This is a genomic window from Catenibacillus scindens, assembly GCF_014202115.1.
In the GTDB taxonomy this organism is placed as follows: domain Bacteria; phylum Bacillota; class Clostridia; order Lachnospirales; family Lachnospiraceae; genus Catenibacillus; species Catenibacillus scindens.
On record NZ_JACHFW010000011.1, the window covers coordinates 20,633 to 37,151 of the forward strand.

Genomic DNA, 16,519 nt, shown 5'->3' on the forward strand with positions numbered 1-16,519 from the left:
TTACTAAAACACTGCTATAAAGAGCAGCCACTTTTTCCTTTTACGTTGTTTTCTCGTCTTATGCACTACCCCATCTTTAAGACATTTATCGTCTCTCCCAACGTACCAACCCATCTCCGAAACATTCCATATCTCATCCAATGCGCTATTACATCTTTGATACAGTTACATTCTCATCCAATGTACAATGTCTCTTTGAGACGGTTATGTATGACTCATTCCAATAAAACCTTTAACAAGATGTTCAGGCGGTCATGTACCTAACATTTCCGCCTGTGGATAACCATGCCATCTATGTTTTGTACATATCTCTTTTATGCATGATTTCATTGGTGTTTTTATACAAAAACAGCACTTCAAATTATCTTTTTAAGCCATCATTTTTGTTCATTCCTCACAATCAGATTTCTTTCTTACCGTCTCAAAGACGTTGTTTCCATAAAAAGAAACCCAATTTTATGTTACAAAGGTCCTTTCTCCTGACTTTTATATGTGGCATCTTCATTAATATTTTCGCCCACTGTGGACATCCAGTTGATTTCATAGGTCTTGGTCATATAATCCAGTTCTCCCCTATGTATAGTCGGTGAGGTCAGCCAGATTATGGACTTAAAAGACTTTATCCCCTTGCTTTCTAAAAACATTTTCTATAACATTCCTTTTTCTTGGAAACATACACAATTTTAAATAATATGAATGACATATCTGCTTGATTGACAGCTGATGGCAGCCATCGAATCTCACACCGTCTTCCTCACAATCTCCAATCCCACTTCCACTTTCTGCAATCGTCCAAACATAGGCAGTTCCACCCAGGCTTTTCGCTTATGGCGGTCAATCTTTTTAATATACCCTTCCAGTCCCTGCAAAGGCCCGGAAGAGATAATGATCTGACTGCCTTCAATAATCCCTTCCGACATACCGACGATCTGCTCTAGCCCGCCGAACCGCTCCATAAAAGCTACTTCCTTTTGAGTCAAAGCAATCATTGTTTCCCCAATCTTTAAGATCCTGGTTAATCCCATCACCTGCTTTAAGATTTCATGAAGTCTTAAAGCGTCCTGGGTGATAACAAAGATGTATCCTGGAAAAAGGATCTTTTTCTGTAAGTTCCATCGCCCCTGAAATCTTTTTTTCTCCTCATAATAAGGGATAAAACAGGTTTTCATAATGCGTTTGTCTTTAATGAACTTTTCACACTGGATACGAATATTTTCTTCCGTACCTGTGCGAACTTGGATGACGTACCACGAAGCCTGCCCCTCAATCTGTCTTTGCGGCAGATCATATTTTTCATTCTCTGCTTCTGAAAATTCTTCCAAAGCTGTAGAAATACTTTTCATACACATCCTCCCTTTAGGCATGGCTTCGCCATTCTGTCTTCATTCAGGCAGACTGATGGTTTAGCAACCGCTCAGGCGGCAAAATGGGTCGGCCAAACTGTTGCTATTTCGACGATATATCCTCTTTCCCTTTTAAACGCGGCAATGCGACGATTTAATCAAAAAAGATTCCTGTGAAAGTGTGCCTGCAATCAGGCGTCTTTGGGATGATACTCCGGCACGATGCTTTGCACCAGACCTTTCATGTTTGTACACTCATCCCATGCCTCTTTATCCAGCATGGCAAGCTGAGACCTAAACTTCTCCCCGTCCACCGGGAGGGGATTTCCGATAAAGATCCGCTGGTTAGCGGTTTTCTTTAAACCTTCCTCGGCCATTAAAAGCTCCTCATAGAGCTTTTCTCCCGGACGAAGGCCGGTATACTCGATTTTTATATCCACATCCGGTGTGAGGCCGGACAGTCGGATAAGATTTCTTGCAAGGTCGGCGATTTTTACCGGCTGTCCCATATCAAGGACGAAAATCTCACCGCCTTTAGCGTAGGCTCCGGCCTGGAGGACCAGGCTTACAGCTTCAGGGATAGTCATGAAATACCGGATAATATCCGGGTGGGTGACGGTCACTGGGCCGCCGTGGGCGATCTGCTTTTTAAACAAAGGGATCACGCTGCCGTTGCTTCCAAGGACATTTCCGAAGCGAACCGCCGTAAAAATCGTCTCGCTTTTCTGGGCAAACATCTGGATAACCATTTCACACAGCCGCTTGCTGGCTCCCATAATGTTTGTGGGGTTCACCGCCTTATCTGTGGAAATAAGAACAAAACGCCTGGTGTGATATTTATCTGCCCGCATAGCTGTTTTATATGTACCGATGACATTGTTTTTGATAGCCTCGTTAGGGCTGTCCTCCATAAGGGGCACATGTTTGTGGGCCGCCGCGTGGTAGACAATGTCCGGATGGTATGTTTTAAAAATATCTTCCAGCCGGTTGCTGTTGCGCACCGAGCCGATAAGAACGGTCAGGTTTAAATCCGGATATTTATATTTCAGTTCCTGCTGAATATCATAGGCATTGTTCTCATACATTTCCAAAATGATCAGCTGCTTCACCTGGTGGGCCGCAAGCTGCCGACAGAGTTCACTTCCAATAGAACCTCCTCCACCGGTAACAAGAACAACCTGGCCTTTCACATAGCCTAAAACGTCCTCGATGTTCATCTTAATAGGTTCCCGGCCGAGAAGGTCTTCTACGTCCACGTCCCGAAGCTGTGAGACACTCACCTCGCCGTTGATGAGCTGATAGATGCCGGGAACGGTCTGAACCTGGCAGCCGGTATATTTGCATATATCAAGGATTTCCTTCTTTTCCAAAGGTTTAAGCCCTGGTATAGCAAGAATGATCTTCTGGATGTCATACTTTGCCGCCATAGCCTGGATCTTATCCCGGCCGCCCACAATGGGAACGCCCTCTAAGTACCGGCCCCATTTATCGCTGTTGTCATCAATAAAGCACCTTACCGCTTCCGTCACATACTGGCTTGTGGTGTACTCCCGAAGGAGAGTCCTCCCTGCGGCCCCGGCGCCAATGATCATGACATTTTTCGGATGCTTCTGCTCTTTTCCGGCCTGATGCTGATGGGTCATTCTGCGGAACAGCCGGTAACTGATACGGATAAAGGCCGTCAGAAGAAACAAAAAAACCCAGCCCATGAGGTAAAATCCCATAGGCATCCGTATAAGCAGTACAGCGGATACAATACCGGACAGAGCCGCCGTGATCAGCGAGGCAAAAAAGGTACGAATCAATTCCGAAAGCCCGGCATAGATCCATATACTTTTATACAATCGGAAGATTGTATAAACGATCAGCAAAACTGCCACAGACAGAGGAATATATAATCCATATCCTCTCAGATACTGTCCAGGTATCGCTGTCATGTGAAGATCAAAGCGGAGCCACAGGGCGGCGCCGTAGGAAAGAACCACCGCCAAAATATCCGCGATAATGATCACCATTTTTTTCTTCATAAATGACTCCCTCTCTGGTAAAATAACTGTATTAAATACATTTTCATTTCTTGTTTCTGTGATACTTAATTCTTAATATAATCCCACCGCATAAGGCGCTGACAAAAATCCAGACCAGACAGCCTACAGCAAACTGGCCAAAAAAGAAATTTTCAAAGTACTCGTTTAAATATCCCATGTATTCCGGAGAATAACTGACGCCGGTCTGGCCGTGAAAAGCGAATCGCCAGAGGGCAAGAGCGCCGCATAAAATGGCGCAGCTTAAAGTACCGCGGATAGTGTAGGAAAGCATTTTCCGCCGCATACCTGTCAGTTTATACATAAAGACCATAGATACCGCCGCTGCCGCCAGGCAAATAAAGACCGCGGCCACCGCCGGCGAGATGAGAGTTGACCGCAAACTGTGGTAATTTGCAATAAATCCATTGTTGACTGTCTGAGTATAGAGGCTGGCGGCCTGGGAAAGGTAGCTGTTTAAGGCTTCCATATCCAGGGTAGCCATATCCATGTTATTTTCATCCATATAATAGTAGAGGTTCGCCCGCAGCCGCTCCTGGACCGGCGCAGTCTCCAGAGTATCCTCAAATCCCCGGATACTGTTGGCGGTGTATTCCTTTGTAAATGCCAGTATCTCATCAGAATCAAAAACCTGATCTACAATAGATTCCGGGAGCCCGCACTGACGGGTCAGATCCTTGACCCGGCTCTCCAGGGCCGCGCTCTGATCACTGTAATAAGGCGTACTGTTCACCGCCTTTAACGGGATGACTTCCACGCCAAACTGGATAATCACAACGACCGCCAGGGTCAGACAAAACAGACTGATGGCCAGGATGGCGGACACAATGGTCAGGATCCCTCTCCGGTAAATTCTGCTTTCACTCATGATGTTCTAATCCTTCAGGAAATAATTAATCAGTTCAATTTCCGGTCCGGAAATCTTTTCCAGATAGACAAAAAACCTTTCCGTCCGGCGGCCGCTGATGCGGTAAAAGGGATAACAGGTATAAATAACCACCTGTTCCGTGTCCGAATCCAGATGACACGCTTCTATGTCCGTCTCGGCAACAATCTTAATGTCCGACACCCGGTACTCATAAGTGCCATAATCTGTAATCAACGTAAATTCATCGCCAACCTGGGCGTCGCCAAGGGTAGCCAGATGCATGTTGTTATGACCGGACAAGAGAGTGGTGTGGCCGCAGCCAGGAATCCAGGACACCGGGTAAGTGCCGATCCCCTGAAGTAAAACATCGGAATTATCTCCGAAATAAACAGGGGAATTAATGTTAAGCCGCTCACACACAAGCTGGCCGTACTGATCCCCAATATTTGGTTCTTCAATCACCTGCTTTTGTGTCTCCTCCGGTTCGGTCTCTGTCTGGACATCCTCAGTCTCATCCTGAGCCTCCACGATCACCGGATCTGTATTTCCAAGAAAATACTGGCCGCCAGAGTTCATCATCAGGTTTTGTGCCTGTATCAGCTCTATCCTTATGGGACTTAAGCCAAAGTACAATATGACTGCGCAAACTGCCGAAAGGATAAGTGGCATACAAATGTATGCCACCCACCATGGCATTTTGCTTTTAAAATGCCTGTCCATTGCCCGCCCTTAAACAAAAAGCTGTTTTTTCCGGGCAAAGGCCACACAGCCGCCAAAGACCAGGACAATACCGGCAGCCATCAGCATAAAAGGCGCATAGTCCAGACCGGTCTGTTTAATGGGGCTTGATACATTCCCCTGGCTGCTTCCATCAGTACCTGTCCCTGGCCCGTAGGTTCCGGTGCCATTGTTAAAGGACACGCTGCCGATGCCGTTGCCTTCATAGACAACAGTGATGCCCACCGCCTCGCAGGCTGCGATGACATGGGCCGCCAGCTCATCCTTTAATGACGGATCCTTCTGAAATGCCTCAACGCCTTTGGAAGCGATGGCGTCTTTGATGGTCTGGATCTCTGCCAGGGCAGCTTCATACTGCTCGTCAGTGATCGTACCTTCATAGTTGGCCACAGAGGCATATGCGTTCTGGAAAGTTACACTGTTTTGAACGCCCAGCTCTGTAGCGGCCGCCATCATTTCAGACAAGATGGACTCCTTTTTGTTGGTTGCCGCAAATGCGCTGAAAGAAAAGCTCATTGCCAGCACCAATACCAATAAAGTTGCAAGAAATTTTTTCATACGCGATCTCTCCTTTGACTTGTATGAAATCATTTATTTGTCTCGGCGTCGTTATCGCCGCTTCGACCATAATATTTACCATAGTAACCTTGATAGTATCCGCCCCTGCCAACCTCTACCTGGTTAATAACTGCTCCAAGCATATGACATCCGCTCATCTCCAGCTGATTTTTCGCTTTGGCAATCAGCTTATAGCTTACATCGTCATATCCGATGACAAGAATGCCGCCATCCACATGTCTGCCGATAATAGAAGCGTCTGTAACCGACCCCACCGGCGGCGAATCAATGATGACATAATCAAAAACTTTTTTTAGCGCTGCCAGCATAGGAACAAAGCGTGCCCCCGCCAGAAGTTCTGACGGATTAGGCGCTGAAAATCCAGCAAAAACCATATATAAATCCGGAATATTAGTCTGGCAGATAATATCATCCAAAGAGTCCTTTCCAGCCAGATAGTGGCTAAGGCCGTGAACTTTTTTATCCGGAACAAAACGCGTAGCCATCATAGACTTGCGGATGTCCCCATCCAGAAGAAGGACTCTTTTTTTACTCTCTGCAATAGAGTGTGCCAGAAAATAAGAAACCTCAGATTTTCCTTCATTCGGAACAGTACTTGTGACCATTAATGTCTTTATATTATCGCCACAGAACATCACATTGGTTCGCAGCTGCTTATAGGCTTCATTCGTCTCCCTGTCAATTTCCGGGAGCCGGGTCAGATTCACTTTAATCATTGTCATTCCTCCGGCCATTTTTCTTTTTCTTATTGGATCGTTTAGGTATCACACCCAACGTAGTCATCTGCAAATACTTGCTTACATCATCTTCGGTGTGAATCTTATCATTCAGCAAATACAGTACCGAAAAAAAGCCGGCGGACAGAACAAGCCCTGCCAATCCACCCAGCATACTATTTTTTTTCAGGCTGGGACTCACCGGACTGGTTGGAAGCTGAGCTTCCTCTGCAAGTGTAGGCCGCTCCGTTTTCATAACCAATTCAATTTTGTCCGTAGTGACTGACGCCACTTCATTAGCAATCTTTTGGGCGGTCTCGGGAACCGGATCTGTCACGGTAATGTTTAAAAAATGAGAATCTGTGGGATTAGATACACTGATTCTCCCAGCCAATTGACTATAACTCATATTTAAATCCAAATTATCAATCACTGTATCAATCACCGGATGTGTTTTGACCAGAACACTATAATCTGGTGTAAGCTGCGTTCCGATCTGAAGATCTGAAACTGAAAGGGTTGTCGCAGAATTCACCAGATAAAGTATAGCCGTGGAGCTGTAAAGAGGCGTTACAAACAAAATAGTGTATCCAGCGGCAATAATAATTCCAGCGGCAATAGCTGCCACAATGATCCAAATCCGACGTTTCAGCGACCTTAAAAGATCAATAAGATCGATTTCATCAGAATTTATAGTCTTGTTCCTTGGTTCCATAAATACTCCTTAAAATTATAAATTACTCAGCCATGCGGCCTGTTTCACAAAAATGAGTTGTAAATTTACTCGCAAGATTTTTTAATCAGTCAAATAACCACTAAAACTGTAACAGTTGACCATTCAAAATACTGACTGGATTATCCACCGCCATACGTCGTAATGTTTCTTCTCCGCAATCGCGGGCAATCCAGTCTGCAGCTGCTTTGTATTCCGGTGGACGCCAATGACTTCCATGAGCGTCTGTGCCGAGAAGATCAATATAGCCTTCACTGACCAGCCGGCGGCACTGGCGTACTTCCAGATTCATACTGCCTCCAATCAGGCTGGATGTATTCATCTGAAAAGGTATGTACATAGATCTCAGCTCATCCATGCGCTCCCACTGTTTCCACAGGGCGGATATCCGCTCCACATGGGCCAGTATGGGAATATAACCCCTTTGGAGCAGCTCGCGCAAAGCACTGAAAATGATGGAATACCGTTCGTCGGGGGAAAACTCAAGTAATACATATCTGCTGCCGTTAATCGTCAATGCTTTTTTGCTGTCCAAAGCATCCATGATCCCCCGGCTGTAGTAAATCTCCTGCCCCAGGTAAAGACGCATCTGCGGATATTTCTCCTCAAGAACACTGTTCACCTTTTTATAGGCTTCTATAACTTTCTCCCGGCTCAAAGGCTCTTTCATCCGAAAGTGGGGTGTGGCGCACATAAATCGGACGCCCTGCTCCCATTCCATGGCAATCATCCTGCAGCTCTCTTCTATAGAGTCTGCCCCGTCATCAACTTCCGGAAGAATATGCAAATGCATATCAAAAAAAGGAAAGTCCGATTGTTTCAGGTTCTTTTTGTTTTTCATTACTTTCGCTTTGATCAACTCCTGCCTGTCTCGTATAGAATTGGGCAATTAAACTTATAATGATATAAAAGACGATGCGTAAAGTGAATTACTTTACGAAAATATTATAATCATATTGTCACATTATGTCAATCAATAAATCATGGCAAATCACATAAATAATCATGACATTTTCTGAAAAACTGTCATAGACAATTCAGATTTTGACGCTAAAAGACTAAATTTCACCCCCAATTTTGTGTTGTTTTGCTTGTTTGATAGAACCCTTGCATAGCTTTTATATACAAAAATACAATTTTAGAGGCATAGCTTTTCTAATTGGGACCTTTTTTGCTCCAGTGAGGAATGGACGTAACGGTTCAATGTGATTGTCACACTGGAGTGACCAAGGATTTCACTCAAACTTTTTACATCAATTTCCTTTTCAATACACCGGGTGGCAAAGGTATGCCCTTACGGTATAATAAAGACAAACGGAAAAAACCAGTGTTTTCAAGGGTTTCAGCGTTTGTCGTTGCCTATTCAATTCCTTTTCCAACCTTGATAGTCAACGAAAAATCTGTCGAATGATGGGAGGTGTTACCTAAAAGACAAAATTGAATATTACAGCAGCGGTGCGGTGTTTTACCGGACCGCTGTTTGTCAGGGCGTTTCATCTAATCTGATGGGCGCCCTTTTTTTGCGCCCATTTTCAGAAGGAGGAAATTCACATGGAACTTAACGAAGAAGAAAAAAGGCAGTTGTTTCAGGTTGACGGCGACTGCCAGGCCAAAGTGCTGGATGAACTGTATATGACAGCCCGTTTTACCCGTAACCCGGAGCAACGTGATATGGTGCGGGGCCTCATGGCAAAGCTGCGGGTTCTGTCGGATGAACAGTGCATGGATCTGGTGAAGGACATCCAGAAGAATTATCACCTGCCTTACCCTCGCACTATGGGCGAGCGGATTGCATTGGCCCGGCAGCAATCCGGGGCTGAAAAACTGAAAGGCCATGACATTATGGCCCTGGAGCGGTTTGACCCGCAGGTACGCCACATGGTTGTCTTTGATGTGCTTTCTTTTGAATCCCCTGTCGGCTATAAAGGCGATAAGATGCGCCTGTTTCTCACGGATGAAGGGTATCAGAAAGCGTTGGAGAATCAGGAACGCGGCTTTATCAAGCTAAAGAACCATGCCAAGGTACACAATGGCTATTTGAATTACGACCATAAAGACAGAGATTTGTAGTTGCTGCTCAGTATAAAGACTTGCCAGGAAGGAGGATGTCAAATGGCAGTGTTCAGAGTTGAAAAGACAAAAGATTTTACGGTCATGTCCAATCACCATCTTCGGAATGTGTCGCTGTCTTTGAAGGCAAAGGGGCTGCTGTCGTTGATGTTGTCCTTGCCTGATAATTGGGACTATACGACTAAGGGGCTGGCCCATATCTGTAAAGATGGGGTGGATTCTATCAGCAGTGCGATCAAGGAGCTGGAAAAGCAAGGGTATCTTACCCGGCAGCGGCTCCGTGACGCGCATGGCAGACTGGGCGATATTGAGTATGTCATCCATGAGAAACCTGTGCTTCCTGATGAGCAGGACGCTATTCTGCCACCTAAACGGGAAAATCCAAGACAGGTAAATCCAAGACAGGTAAATCCTGTTTTGGGAAAACCTGAACAGGAAAAACCCGCCCAATTAAATATACAAGAATCAATTACTGAAAAATCAATTACGGATATATCAAATACCCATCAATCAATCTATCCGGATTCTGGAAGGGCACCCGCCAGTAGTACGGAGATGGATAGGATTGATAGGATAGATGCCTACCGGGAAATTATCAAAGAAAATATTGAATTTGAGGCTCTTGTTCAGAGGTACGGATATGAGCGTGTGGACGAACTGGTTGAGCTGATGCTGCAAACCGTCCTCTCCCAACGGCCATATATCCGCATTGCCGGGGATGACTACCCCCGTGAGGTAGTAAAAAGCCGCTTCCTGAAAGTGAACTTCTCCCATGTGGAGTATGTGTTCGACTGCCTGGATAACAACACGACCAAGGTGCGGAATATCAAGTCTTACCTGCTGGCGGCTTTGTATAATGCCCCGACTACCATGGACAGCTATTACCGGGCCGAAGTCAATCACGATCTTTACGGATAGAGGGAGCGGCTTTGATGACAGAAAATATCGCAGAAAGGAGGCTGCGCGCCATGAAAAACCATGAAACGCCGAAGCAATGCCGAGCTTGACCCAGGAACAGATCACCCAGGCAAGAGAAACGGATCTGTTAGATTATCTGCTTTCCCACGAAAGCGGCGTGCTGAAACAGGAAGGCGCCAATTATCGTCATAATGAGCATGACAGCCTGGTTTATGTGGCGAGTAAAAATTACTGGTACTGGAACAGCCGTGGACGAAAGATCAATGCCGTGGATTACCTCATGGAAATCCGCGGGTACAGCTTTGTGGAGGCTGTGGAACGGCTGATAGGCAGCGGAACCCCTGCTGTTTCTCATTATACAGCTTCCGGCAGCCGGGAACAGCGGAAACCGGTGGAGAAAAAGCCCTTCCGCCTCCCCAAGGGGAAACGCTGTGCCACCTTTGCTGTTTCTTATCTCCAACGCCGGGGAGTCCATTCGGACATCATCAGACGGTGTATGCAGTTGGGCCTTTTTTATGAGTCCCGCTATAACAACGAGGCGGTTTGCGTTTTTGTTGGCCGGGATGATACCGGTACGGGCCGGTTTGCCTGCGTCCGCGGAATTGCAGGTGACTTGAAAAAGGACATCAGCGGCAGTGATAAGCGGTTTAGCTTCTGCTACCCGCCGGATCAGCCGGGCAGCCGCCATCTGGCGGTTTTCGAGGCCCCGATTGACGCCCTCTCCCATGCTACGCTCCAAAAGCTGGAGGGCTGGCAATGGAATGGCTACCGGCTTTCCCTGGGTGGGACCTCCCCTGTGGCCCTGGTCGCTTTCCTGGAACGCCACCCGGAGATTACCCGTGTTGCCCTCTACTTGGACAATGACCTTGCGGGCCGGGTCAACGCCCGGAAAATCAAGGCACTGTTGAAATCAGACCAGAGGTTTTCAAAAATCCGGGTGTCTGTCAATCCTCCCCGCAGTGGGAAAGACTACAATGAGAAATTACAGCGCACGCTTCAAGCGATCCGCGAAGAAAAACACGCCAGCCGCCAGAAACAGGCGGCTGTTTCAATTTAGGAGGAAAACCCAATGAATAACGACAAATCCGCGATTCAGGTAATCGCCGGGGCTGCCCGCTGCCCAGAGTACAGCCCGTCCATGGTTAAGGCTTTGATGAAAAAGCTGGAAACCAATGAAAAAGCCTTCGCTCTGCTGATGAATGTCACCCCTTCCACGGTGCGTCTCTGGACAACGGGTGCGGCTCGTCCCTGCAGCATGGCCCGGAGGCTGATGCAGATTTATGAATCCGGGCCGGAAATCGTAAGTAAGATTGCCGGGGAAAGCTGCCCGGAGAAAGGAGGACGCCAGACGAGTGAAGCGAAGGAACAAACAGCTTCTTGTGGAAAATGAGTATGTGAAGGAATTGCTGGCCGTCCTGAAAGAGAACCCTTCCCCCAGCGGCAAGGATTTTGCTGAAATGATTGCCCATGTTGGCGAACTGGAAAACCGGTTGGCCGAGGCCGTAGAAGAATTGAAAACTATGCGCCAGGAGCTTCAACAGGTGCAGAACCGCTCTCTGAAAGCTGTGCTTCAAAAGAGCTGTAAATCGCTGGAGAATAATATCTCCAATATGCGCCAAAAGCTGGCGGAGTTGAAAGATCACATTATCGAAGGCTGCCAGAAAGCTCTTTCGGCTTTCAAAGAGCGCGGCACTTCTGCCCTGGATGGCCTTTCCCGGTTTTTCCATGTCAAACCCATGCTGGAAGGGATCAGGAAAGCGATTGATAACAGTATTCGTATTGACGATAACGCTGTTTCCAAGATCCAGACCCTTTCCGCTGAATACCATCAGGCGGGCAGGCATTTGAAAAACATGGGCCGCGCCCTGGTGGGCAAAGAACCGGTGGCCGAGGTCAAAAGCCCCGGCAGGCTTTCTAAGGTGATTGCGGCTCCCTATAAAGCGGATCGTGCCTGCATGACCGCCGCCCAAAAGAGCATCGAAAAAGCCATTGACAGTGTAACCCGTTTGCAGGAATCCGCTGAACGCAGGCCCTCCGTTTTAAGGGCTATGCAGGAAAATGGCGAGAAAGTGCAGCCGCCAGCAAAAAAAGCTGTGCCTGCTGTAAGCAAAGCGGAACGGTAGGTGTCATGGCAATAGGATTGCTTGACACCCTTGCTGACCGGCTGGATGTGTTCATTTCGGATCTGCGGCTTTGGTGTACGCTCCCCGCTTTCGGGATCATGCTTGAAATGGATAACCATTTATATCCCATATCTGAATGGAACCGGGCGCTGGCCTATCTGTCTGGAAGGCCATGCGCTTTTTCTAATGTGCCGGAAGCAAAAAAATATATACTCTCGCTGATAAAGGAGGTGGAGTTAGATGGCGAAAGAAATCGTACATGAAGATTTCGGTGAAAAGATCGGCGGCGCCAAAAAGGACCTTTGGGCAGCCCGCGGCCTGTATGTGGATGATCTGTTGGGGATGAACGAGCGCGAGGCCGATAAGTATGTAAAAAAAGATAATGTCTGGAAAAAGCCGGATTATAACGCCCTAATTCAATCCGGCGTCCCGGTGGACATTCTGTATTTTCGGAAAGTGGTGCGTGACAGCCTGAACGCCTCCCCGCGGTATCTGCGTTCAGATGATACGCCGGAGAAGCGCCTGGCACGGCAGAAAGAATATATCGCGACCGTCCGGCAGGTACAGGAAGTCGTTGAAAAGGTTCAGACAGTGCAGGATGCCATGGATGTATTCGACGCCCTTATTATTGACGGCGGTTACTGCGAGCGTATTTCCCATGGGATCGGCGGCGGTTATATCCGGGCCACCCAAAAGGGCCGGGATAATCCGGTCATTACCGATAAGCTGGTAAATGCCCTGTATTTCCGCGGGGAACGGGACTTTGAGAGAAAAATCGTCCAAGGGGCTGTAAAAAAACAGTTTGGCGTTCCCGCTGAACAAAAGATCCCCCGCGGCTATGACATCCGGTTCAATGACGGCAAAAGAACCTACTCGAAAAACGATGTCTGGCTTCCCAATACCTACTATGTCACAAAAGGCTATACGATACTGAAAACAAATTTTGCCACCCGTGAGGAAGCTCTGAAATGGGTACAGGCCCTTGCCAGACAGCGCGGAGCCAGCGGAAAACAGCGGTTTGTCCCGCAGCAGCTTTCCCGCGTCCGGCGTTCTGGCCCGGATTACCGCGGGGACCGTGATGTGGTCGGGCAGGATTACCTTGACGCGTTCGCTTTCCGCGGCGGCGAATTTGGGAACTGGATGACGCAGAATGACCGGCGCGCTTCCCTGAACATGGGGTTTGACGCTCTCAAAGACCTGGCGGCTGTCCTTAAGATCAGCGAAAAAGATATTTCCTACCAGGGAACACTCTCGATTGCCTTTGGCGCCCGCGGCAGCGGCAACGCCGCCGCCCACTACGAACCGCTTCGGAAGGTTATCAACCTTACCAAGATGCACGGGGCTGGTTCCCTGGCGCATGAGTGGTGGCATGGCCTGGATGATTACCTGGGTGTGAAAATGGGGGCAAAAGCCTTCCTTTCCGAACATTCCCACCTGTATGAGCCATTCAAGAAGCTGATTGAAACCATGAAATATAAGCCAGAAACACCGGAGCAGGCCGCGGCCCGGACAGAGGCGCAGACAGAGCGTATCCGAAAAAATGCGGCGAGCTGGCTGGATTCGGCGGTCCTTGCCCCGCTCAAACGGGCAGCGAATGACGAGATGCACATGGAGGCTTACGCAGTCCTTCGGGAAGAATTTCTTTCAGGCGTTCCCGGTTCTGTGGAACAGCTAAGCGCTTTTAAAAAGTCTGTGACCGGACGCGTTATACCCAAAAGCGAACGTGACAGGCTGGAAATTTTTGAGCGTATGCTGTCCGGGATGCAGGATCAGGAACCCCCGCAGGTTGGCCGTGTGGAAACGGATTTTTATAAAAACTCGGTCCGTATGGGCAAAGAGTGTGAAAAAGACGGCGGCTATTGGGAAAGCAATACAGAGATGACAGCCAGGGCTTTCGCCTGCTATATCAAAGATAAGCTGTCTCCTGAAATTTCGGATTACCTGGCAGGCCACGCAGACAGCGCCGCTGCTTTTGTTACCGGCAAAGATGGGAAAATGGAAATCTTGAAAGCCTTCCCGGAGGGTGAGGAACGAAAAGCTATCAATGCGGTTTTTGATGAAGTTTTCTCGGATCTGAAGCGGCAGCATTTTCTCACCCATTCCGATCACCCGCAGACATTAGAGGAAATCCGGCCGGCGGCGCCTGCGCCTTCCCGCATGGCTTCCATGCCGGTTATCACGGATGCAGAACAGCTTTCCCTCTTTGGCGGGGAGAAGCCTTCCCTCCTGGGGCAGCTTGCCGCTGCTAAGGGACAGGGCAAAACGCCGGCAGAGCCAAAGCAGATGAAACCCCATGAGCCGGAACTTTGATGGAGGTGAGAATTTGGAAGAAAACAAGGATTACCGTGTTTATCGTTATGGGGATGACTTAAAGCCTGGATATGAATTAAAAGTGGAACATAGTGTTTCCTGCGAAAATATTGATATTTCTGCTTTGATCGCCATGGGCACGGAAAGTTTGGAAGCCATGCGCCAGGGAAGCATTGACGGGGAACAGAAAGCCTATGAGATCGTTTTAGCCGCGGCTAAGCAATGGGAGCAGCAGGCGGCGGCGACACAGGCCATCAACCGGGCGTTGGAATATCTTCGGACCCCGGAGGTTTCTCATACTTCTAATCAGTGGCAATCGAAAAATAACTGGCGGAATGATGAGGAAATCAGCAACCGCGTTTACAAGATGACCTGCAGTGTTTGGGAAGATACGAAATATGACCGGGAAACGAAACAGAGCATACCGGTTGCCTGGTATGTCACCTGGGATGTCTCTGTAAATTCCCCTAAGAAGGGGTATGGAGAAAAAATTGCCGGGCAGAGTCAGAAACGCTATACCGATAAAAATGCTGCCATGAAGTATCTGGAAGGCCGGAAGAAAGCCTATTCTCATTTGTTCACGGAAATTTCCCCTCCGGTTCCAGAGCAATACAAAGACCATTTTACCGTACATGGCGCCCTTTTGCCCGGATATACCGAGGAAGGACAGGAACCGGAAAAGACTGTAACTGCGCCGGGGCGTGATTCGGGCAAGGCAGGACGGGCTTCGGTGCTGGAAAAGCTCTCAGACGCAAAGAGACAGGAAAAAGCAGCGCCTTTAAAAGCGCCGGATAAGAAAAAGGAGGATATTCATAGATGAAAGTTTTAATGGTGCAGCCTGGGGAAATCCCCCATGAAACAGATATTGAGTCGGGGCTTGAATCTTTGCAGGCTGCGGTGGACGGCCCTATCCAGGCGGTTTATCCGTATGAGGACCCTGTGGCCCTGATCTGCAATGAGGAAGGAAAACTTATAGGGCTGCCTTTGAACCGTGCGCTTCGGGATGACATCGGAGAGATTTACGACATCATTGCCGGTAATTTTCTTATCACCGGGCTTGGAGAAGAAAGTTTTTCAGATCTTTCCCCTGACCTGATGGAAAAATATAAGGAACAATTTCTGGCGCCGGAATCGTTCGTGCGGATCGGCGGTAAGATCCTTGCCGTCAAGCAGCCGGTCCCCTCGCCGGAAGATAAAGAGAGGACACAAAAGCCGCCCCATAAATCCGGGCCGGAGCTTTAGGAAGGAGGCCAAAGATGCTGACAGCGACACGCGGCCCGTATGTGCTGGTGATCCAGCCGGACGATGACCCGCTCAATCCCCGTGAGGATGATAATTTCGGGAAAATGGTCTGTTTCCACCGGCGTTATCACCTGGGCGACCATCACAATTACATAGATAAAGATGACTTTCTCCGGGACCTTTACCTGAAAACAGTGGGTGACGATGAACGGGGCGCCCATCGTTATGAGCGGGCGCTGGACCTGATGAATTACAAGATCAAAGCCCCTTTTGGTTCTCCGGCCTATGAGCGGCAGGTGGATGAACGGCTGATGAAGGTGATCTCACAGAAATTCCTTATGCTGCCGCTGTATCTTTACGACCACAGCGGCATTACCATGAATACCACTGGCTTTTCCTGCCCCTGGGACAGCGGGCAGGTCGGATGGATCTACGCCTCCAAGGAAGATGCCCTCCGGGAGTTTGGCGGCAAGACCTTCACTGCCGCTATCCGGAAGAAAGCGGAGGACCGTATGCGCGGCGAGGTGGAATATTACGATTCCTACCTTCGCGGCGAGGCGTATGGTTTTGAACTGTATAAAGACGGCGAGCTGGAGGATAGCTGCTGGGGCTTTATCGGCAGTAACGAGGAAGCCTTAAAAGGCATTGAGGATTACCTGCCTGACGCGTGCAGCGGCATGACCGGTGAGCTGGTGGAAAGGGATTCCCCCCGATCCATGCTGAAAATGTTTCTCGACCATGCCCGTGTGCAGGTAGCGCAGGCGGCCAAAGACTTTGAAAAGGCGCCCCGGCAGCAAACCCTCCAAACGGAGGTCCGGTGATTTCTACTTATTA

General features: G+C 48.4%; 18 protein-coding genes and 1 pseudogene. 10 read left to right on the forward strand and 9 right to left on the reverse strand.

The genetic code is table 11. From position 1 onward, the window contains the following. Nucleotides 1–740 precede the first annotated feature (740 nt). The 9 genes and pseudogenes from loaP to HNP82_RS18670 form a co-directional block, all read right to left on the reverse strand. Nucleotides 741–1,343 carry an antiterminator LoaP gene (loaP, locus tag HNP82_RS12520; RefSeq protein ID WP_183775311.1) on the reverse strand — a complete coding sequence of 201 codons (603 nt, stop codon included), beginning with the start codon at nucleotides 1,341–1,343 and terminating at the stop codon, nucleotides 741–743. A 191-nt stretch (nucleotides 1,344–1,534) separates the two neighbouring features. Further along, on the reverse strand, nucleotides 1,535–3,370 hold the full coding sequence (locus tag HNP82_RS12525) for a polysaccharide biosynthesis protein (protein ID WP_183775312.1): 1,836 nt from the start codon (nucleotides 3,368–3,370) through the stop codon (nucleotides 1,535–1,537). 43 nt (nucleotides 3,371–3,413) lie between these two features. Continuing rightward, nucleotides 3,414–4,256, reverse strand: a complete 843-nt coding sequence (locus HNP82_RS12530) for a hypothetical protein (protein WP_183775313.1) — start codon at nucleotides 4,254–4,256, stop codon at nucleotides 3,414–3,416. A 6-nt stretch (nucleotides 4,257–4,262) separates the two neighbouring features. Next, nucleotides 4,263–4,835, reverse strand: coding sequence for a class D sortase (locus tag HNP82_RS12535; protein WP_183775315.1), 573 nt, complete (start codon nucleotides 4,833–4,835; stop codon nucleotides 4,263–4,265). 150 nt (nucleotides 4,836–4,985) lie between these two features. Then, nucleotides 4,986–5,552: a hypothetical protein gene (locus tag HNP82_RS12540; protein WP_183775317.1), complete on the reverse strand. Its 567-nt coding sequence runs from the start codon at nucleotides 5,550–5,552 to the stop codon at nucleotides 4,986–4,988. A gap of 29 nt (nucleotides 5,553–5,581) precedes the next feature. Further along, entirely contained in the window at nucleotides 5,582–6,289 is a 708-nt protein-coding gene (locus tag HNP82_RS12545) for a CpsD/CapB family tyrosine-protein kinase (protein ID WP_183775319.1), read from the reverse strand. Then, nucleotides 6,282–7,004 carry a YveK family protein gene (locus HNP82_RS12550; RefSeq protein ID WP_183775321.1) on the reverse strand — a complete coding sequence of 241 codons (723 nt, stop codon included), beginning with the start codon at nucleotides 7,002–7,004 and terminating at the stop codon, nucleotides 6,282–6,284. Before HNP82_RS12550 ends, HNP82_RS12545 begins: the two co-directional genes overlap by 8 nt. A gap of 100 nt (nucleotides 7,005–7,104) precedes the next feature. After that, complete coding sequence (locus tag HNP82_RS12555; RefSeq protein ID WP_183775323.1) at nucleotides 7,105–7,863, reverse strand: CpsB/CapC family capsule biosynthesis tyrosine phosphatase; 759 nt, start codon at nucleotides 7,861–7,863, stop codon at nucleotides 7,105–7,107. A 297-nt stretch (nucleotides 7,864–8,160) separates the two neighbouring features. Further along, a pseudogene (locus HNP82_RS18670) lies at nucleotides 8,161–8,313 on the reverse strand (tyrosine-type recombinase/integrase); the annotation flags it as partial. Nucleotides 8,314–8,573: 260 nt separating this feature from the next. Between HNP82_RS18670 and HNP82_RS18675 the strand changes: the two are divergent. The 10 genes from HNP82_RS18675 to HNP82_RS12610 all read left to right on the forward strand — a co-directional run bounded on the left by HNP82_RS18675 (nucleotide 8,574) and on the right by HNP82_RS12610 (nucleotide 16,506). Continuing rightward, nucleotides 8,574–9,092 (forward strand): DUF5720 family protein, encoded by a 519-nt coding sequence (locus HNP82_RS18675; protein WP_087182604.1) that lies wholly within the window; start codon nucleotides 8,574–8,576, stop codon nucleotides 9,090–9,092. A 42-nt stretch (nucleotides 9,093–9,134) separates the two neighbouring features. Continuing rightward, complete coding sequence (locus HNP82_RS12570) at nucleotides 9,135–10,010, forward strand: DUF6017 domain-containing protein (protein WP_183775325.1); 876 nt, start codon at nucleotides 9,135–9,137, stop codon at nucleotides 10,008–10,010. 76 nt (nucleotides 10,011–10,086) lie between these two features. Next, nucleotides 10,087–11,067 carry a toprim domain-containing protein gene (locus tag HNP82_RS12575; protein ID WP_183775327.1) on the forward strand — a complete coding sequence of 327 codons (981 nt, stop codon included), beginning with the start codon at nucleotides 10,087–10,089 and terminating at the stop codon, nucleotides 11,065–11,067. Between the two features lie 12 nt (nucleotides 11,068–11,079). Beyond that, nucleotides 11,080–11,400: a helix-turn-helix domain-containing protein gene (locus tag HNP82_RS12580; protein ID WP_087182600.1), complete on the forward strand. Its 321-nt coding sequence runs from the start codon at nucleotides 11,080–11,082 to the stop codon at nucleotides 11,398–11,400. After that, nucleotides 11,363–12,133 carry a DUF6674 family protein gene (locus HNP82_RS12585; RefSeq protein ID WP_183775329.1) on the forward strand — a complete coding sequence of 257 codons (771 nt, stop codon included), beginning with the start codon at nucleotides 11,363–11,365 and terminating at the stop codon, nucleotides 12,131–12,133. Before HNP82_RS12580 ends, HNP82_RS12585 begins: the two co-directional genes overlap by 38 nt. A gap of 5 nt (nucleotides 12,134–12,138) precedes the next feature. Next, nucleotides 12,139–12,396 (forward strand): hypothetical protein, encoded by a 258-nt coding sequence (locus HNP82_RS12590; protein ID WP_183775331.1) that lies wholly within the window; start codon nucleotides 12,139–12,141, stop codon nucleotides 12,394–12,396. After that, a complete protein-coding gene (locus tag HNP82_RS12595) occupies nucleotides 12,374–14,443 on the forward strand; it encodes an LPD1 domain-containing protein (protein WP_183775333.1) in 2,070 nt (689 codons plus the stop codon). Before HNP82_RS12590 ends, HNP82_RS12595 begins: the two co-directional genes overlap by 23 nt. 13 nt (nucleotides 14,444–14,456) lie before the next feature. Then, on the forward strand, nucleotides 14,457–15,263 hold the full coding sequence (locus HNP82_RS12600; protein ID WP_044930432.1) for a hypothetical protein: 807 nt from the start codon (nucleotides 14,457–14,459) through the stop codon (nucleotides 15,261–15,263). Further along, complete coding sequence (locus HNP82_RS12605) at nucleotides 15,260–15,685, forward strand: DUF3846 domain-containing protein (protein WP_183775335.1); 426 nt, start codon at nucleotides 15,260–15,262, stop codon at nucleotides 15,683–15,685. The genes HNP82_RS12600 and HNP82_RS12605 overlap by 4 nt, the downstream gene beginning before the upstream one ends. Before the next feature lie 14 nt (nucleotides 15,686–15,699). Next, nucleotides 15,700–16,506: a hypothetical protein gene (locus tag HNP82_RS12610; RefSeq protein WP_183775338.1), complete on the forward strand. Its 807-nt coding sequence runs from the start codon at nucleotides 15,700–15,702 to the stop codon at nucleotides 16,504–16,506. Nucleotides 16,507–16,519: the final 13 nt, after the last annotated feature.

What these genes read in the sequence shown, in the direction of transcription:
- HNP82_RS12555 (WP_183775323.1), bottom strand. Translation starts at nt 7,863, where the DNA reads ATGAAAAACAAAAAGAACCTGAAACAATCGGACTTTCCTTTTTTTGAT.
- HNP82_RS12540 (WP_183775317.1), bottom strand. Translation starts at nt 5,552, where the DNA reads ATGAAAAAATTTCTTGCAACTTTATTGGTATTGGTGCTGGCAATGAGC.
- HNP82_RS12610 (WP_183775338.1), top strand. Translation starts at nt 15,700, where the DNA reads ATGCTGACAGCGACACGCGGCCCGTATGTGCTGGTGATCCAGCCGGAC.
- HNP82_RS12530 (WP_183775313.1), bottom strand. Translation starts at nt 4,256, where the DNA reads ATGAGTGAAAGCAGAATTTACCGGAGAGGGATCCTGACCATTGTGTCC.
- HNP82_RS12580 (WP_087182600.1), top strand. Translation starts at nt 11,080, where the DNA reads ATGAATAACGACAAATCCGCGATTCAGGTAATCGCCGGGGCTGCCCGC.
- HNP82_RS12590 (WP_183775331.1), top strand. Translation starts at nt 12,139, where the DNA reads ATGGCAATAGGATTGCTTGACACCCTTGCTGACCGGCTGGATGTGTTC.
- HNP82_RS18675 (WP_087182604.1), top strand. Translation starts at nt 8,574, where the DNA reads ATGGAACTTAACGAAGAAGAAAAAAGGCAGTTGTTTCAGGTTGACGGC.
- HNP82_RS12605 (WP_183775335.1), top strand. Translation starts at nt 15,260, where the DNA reads ATGAAAGTTTTAATGGTGCAGCCTGGGGAAATCCCCCATGAAACAGAT.
- HNP82_RS12535 (WP_183775315.1), bottom strand. Translation starts at nt 4,835, where the DNA reads ATGATGAACTCTGGCGGCCAGTATTTTCTTGGAAATACAGATCCGGTG.
- HNP82_RS12570 (WP_183775325.1), top strand. Translation starts at nt 9,135, where the DNA reads ATGGCAGTGTTCAGAGTTGAAAAGACAAAAGATTTTACGGTCATGTCC.
- HNP82_RS12525 (WP_183775312.1), bottom strand. Translation starts at nt 3,370, where the DNA reads ATGAAGAAAAAAATGGTGATCATTATCGCGGATATTTTGGCGGTGGTT.
- HNP82_RS12550 (WP_183775321.1), bottom strand. Translation starts at nt 7,004, where the DNA reads ATGGAACCAAGGAACAAGACTATAAATTCTGATGAAATCGATCTTATT.
- HNP82_RS12595 (WP_183775333.1), top strand. Translation starts at nt 12,374, where the DNA reads ATGGCGAAAGAAATCGTACATGAAGATTTCGGTGAAAAGATCGGCGGC.
- HNP82_RS12575 (WP_183775327.1), top strand. Translation starts at nt 10,087, where the DNA reads ATGCCGAGCTTGACCCAGGAACAGATCACCCAGGCAAGAGAAACGGAT.
- loaP (WP_183775311.1), bottom strand. Translation starts at nt 1,343, where the DNA reads ATGAAAAGTATTTCTACAGCTTTGGAAGAATTTTCAGAAGCAGAGAAT.
- HNP82_RS12545 (WP_183775319.1), bottom strand. Translation starts at nt 6,289, where the DNA reads ATGATTAAAGTGAATCTGACCCGGCTCCCGGAAATTGACAGGGAGACG.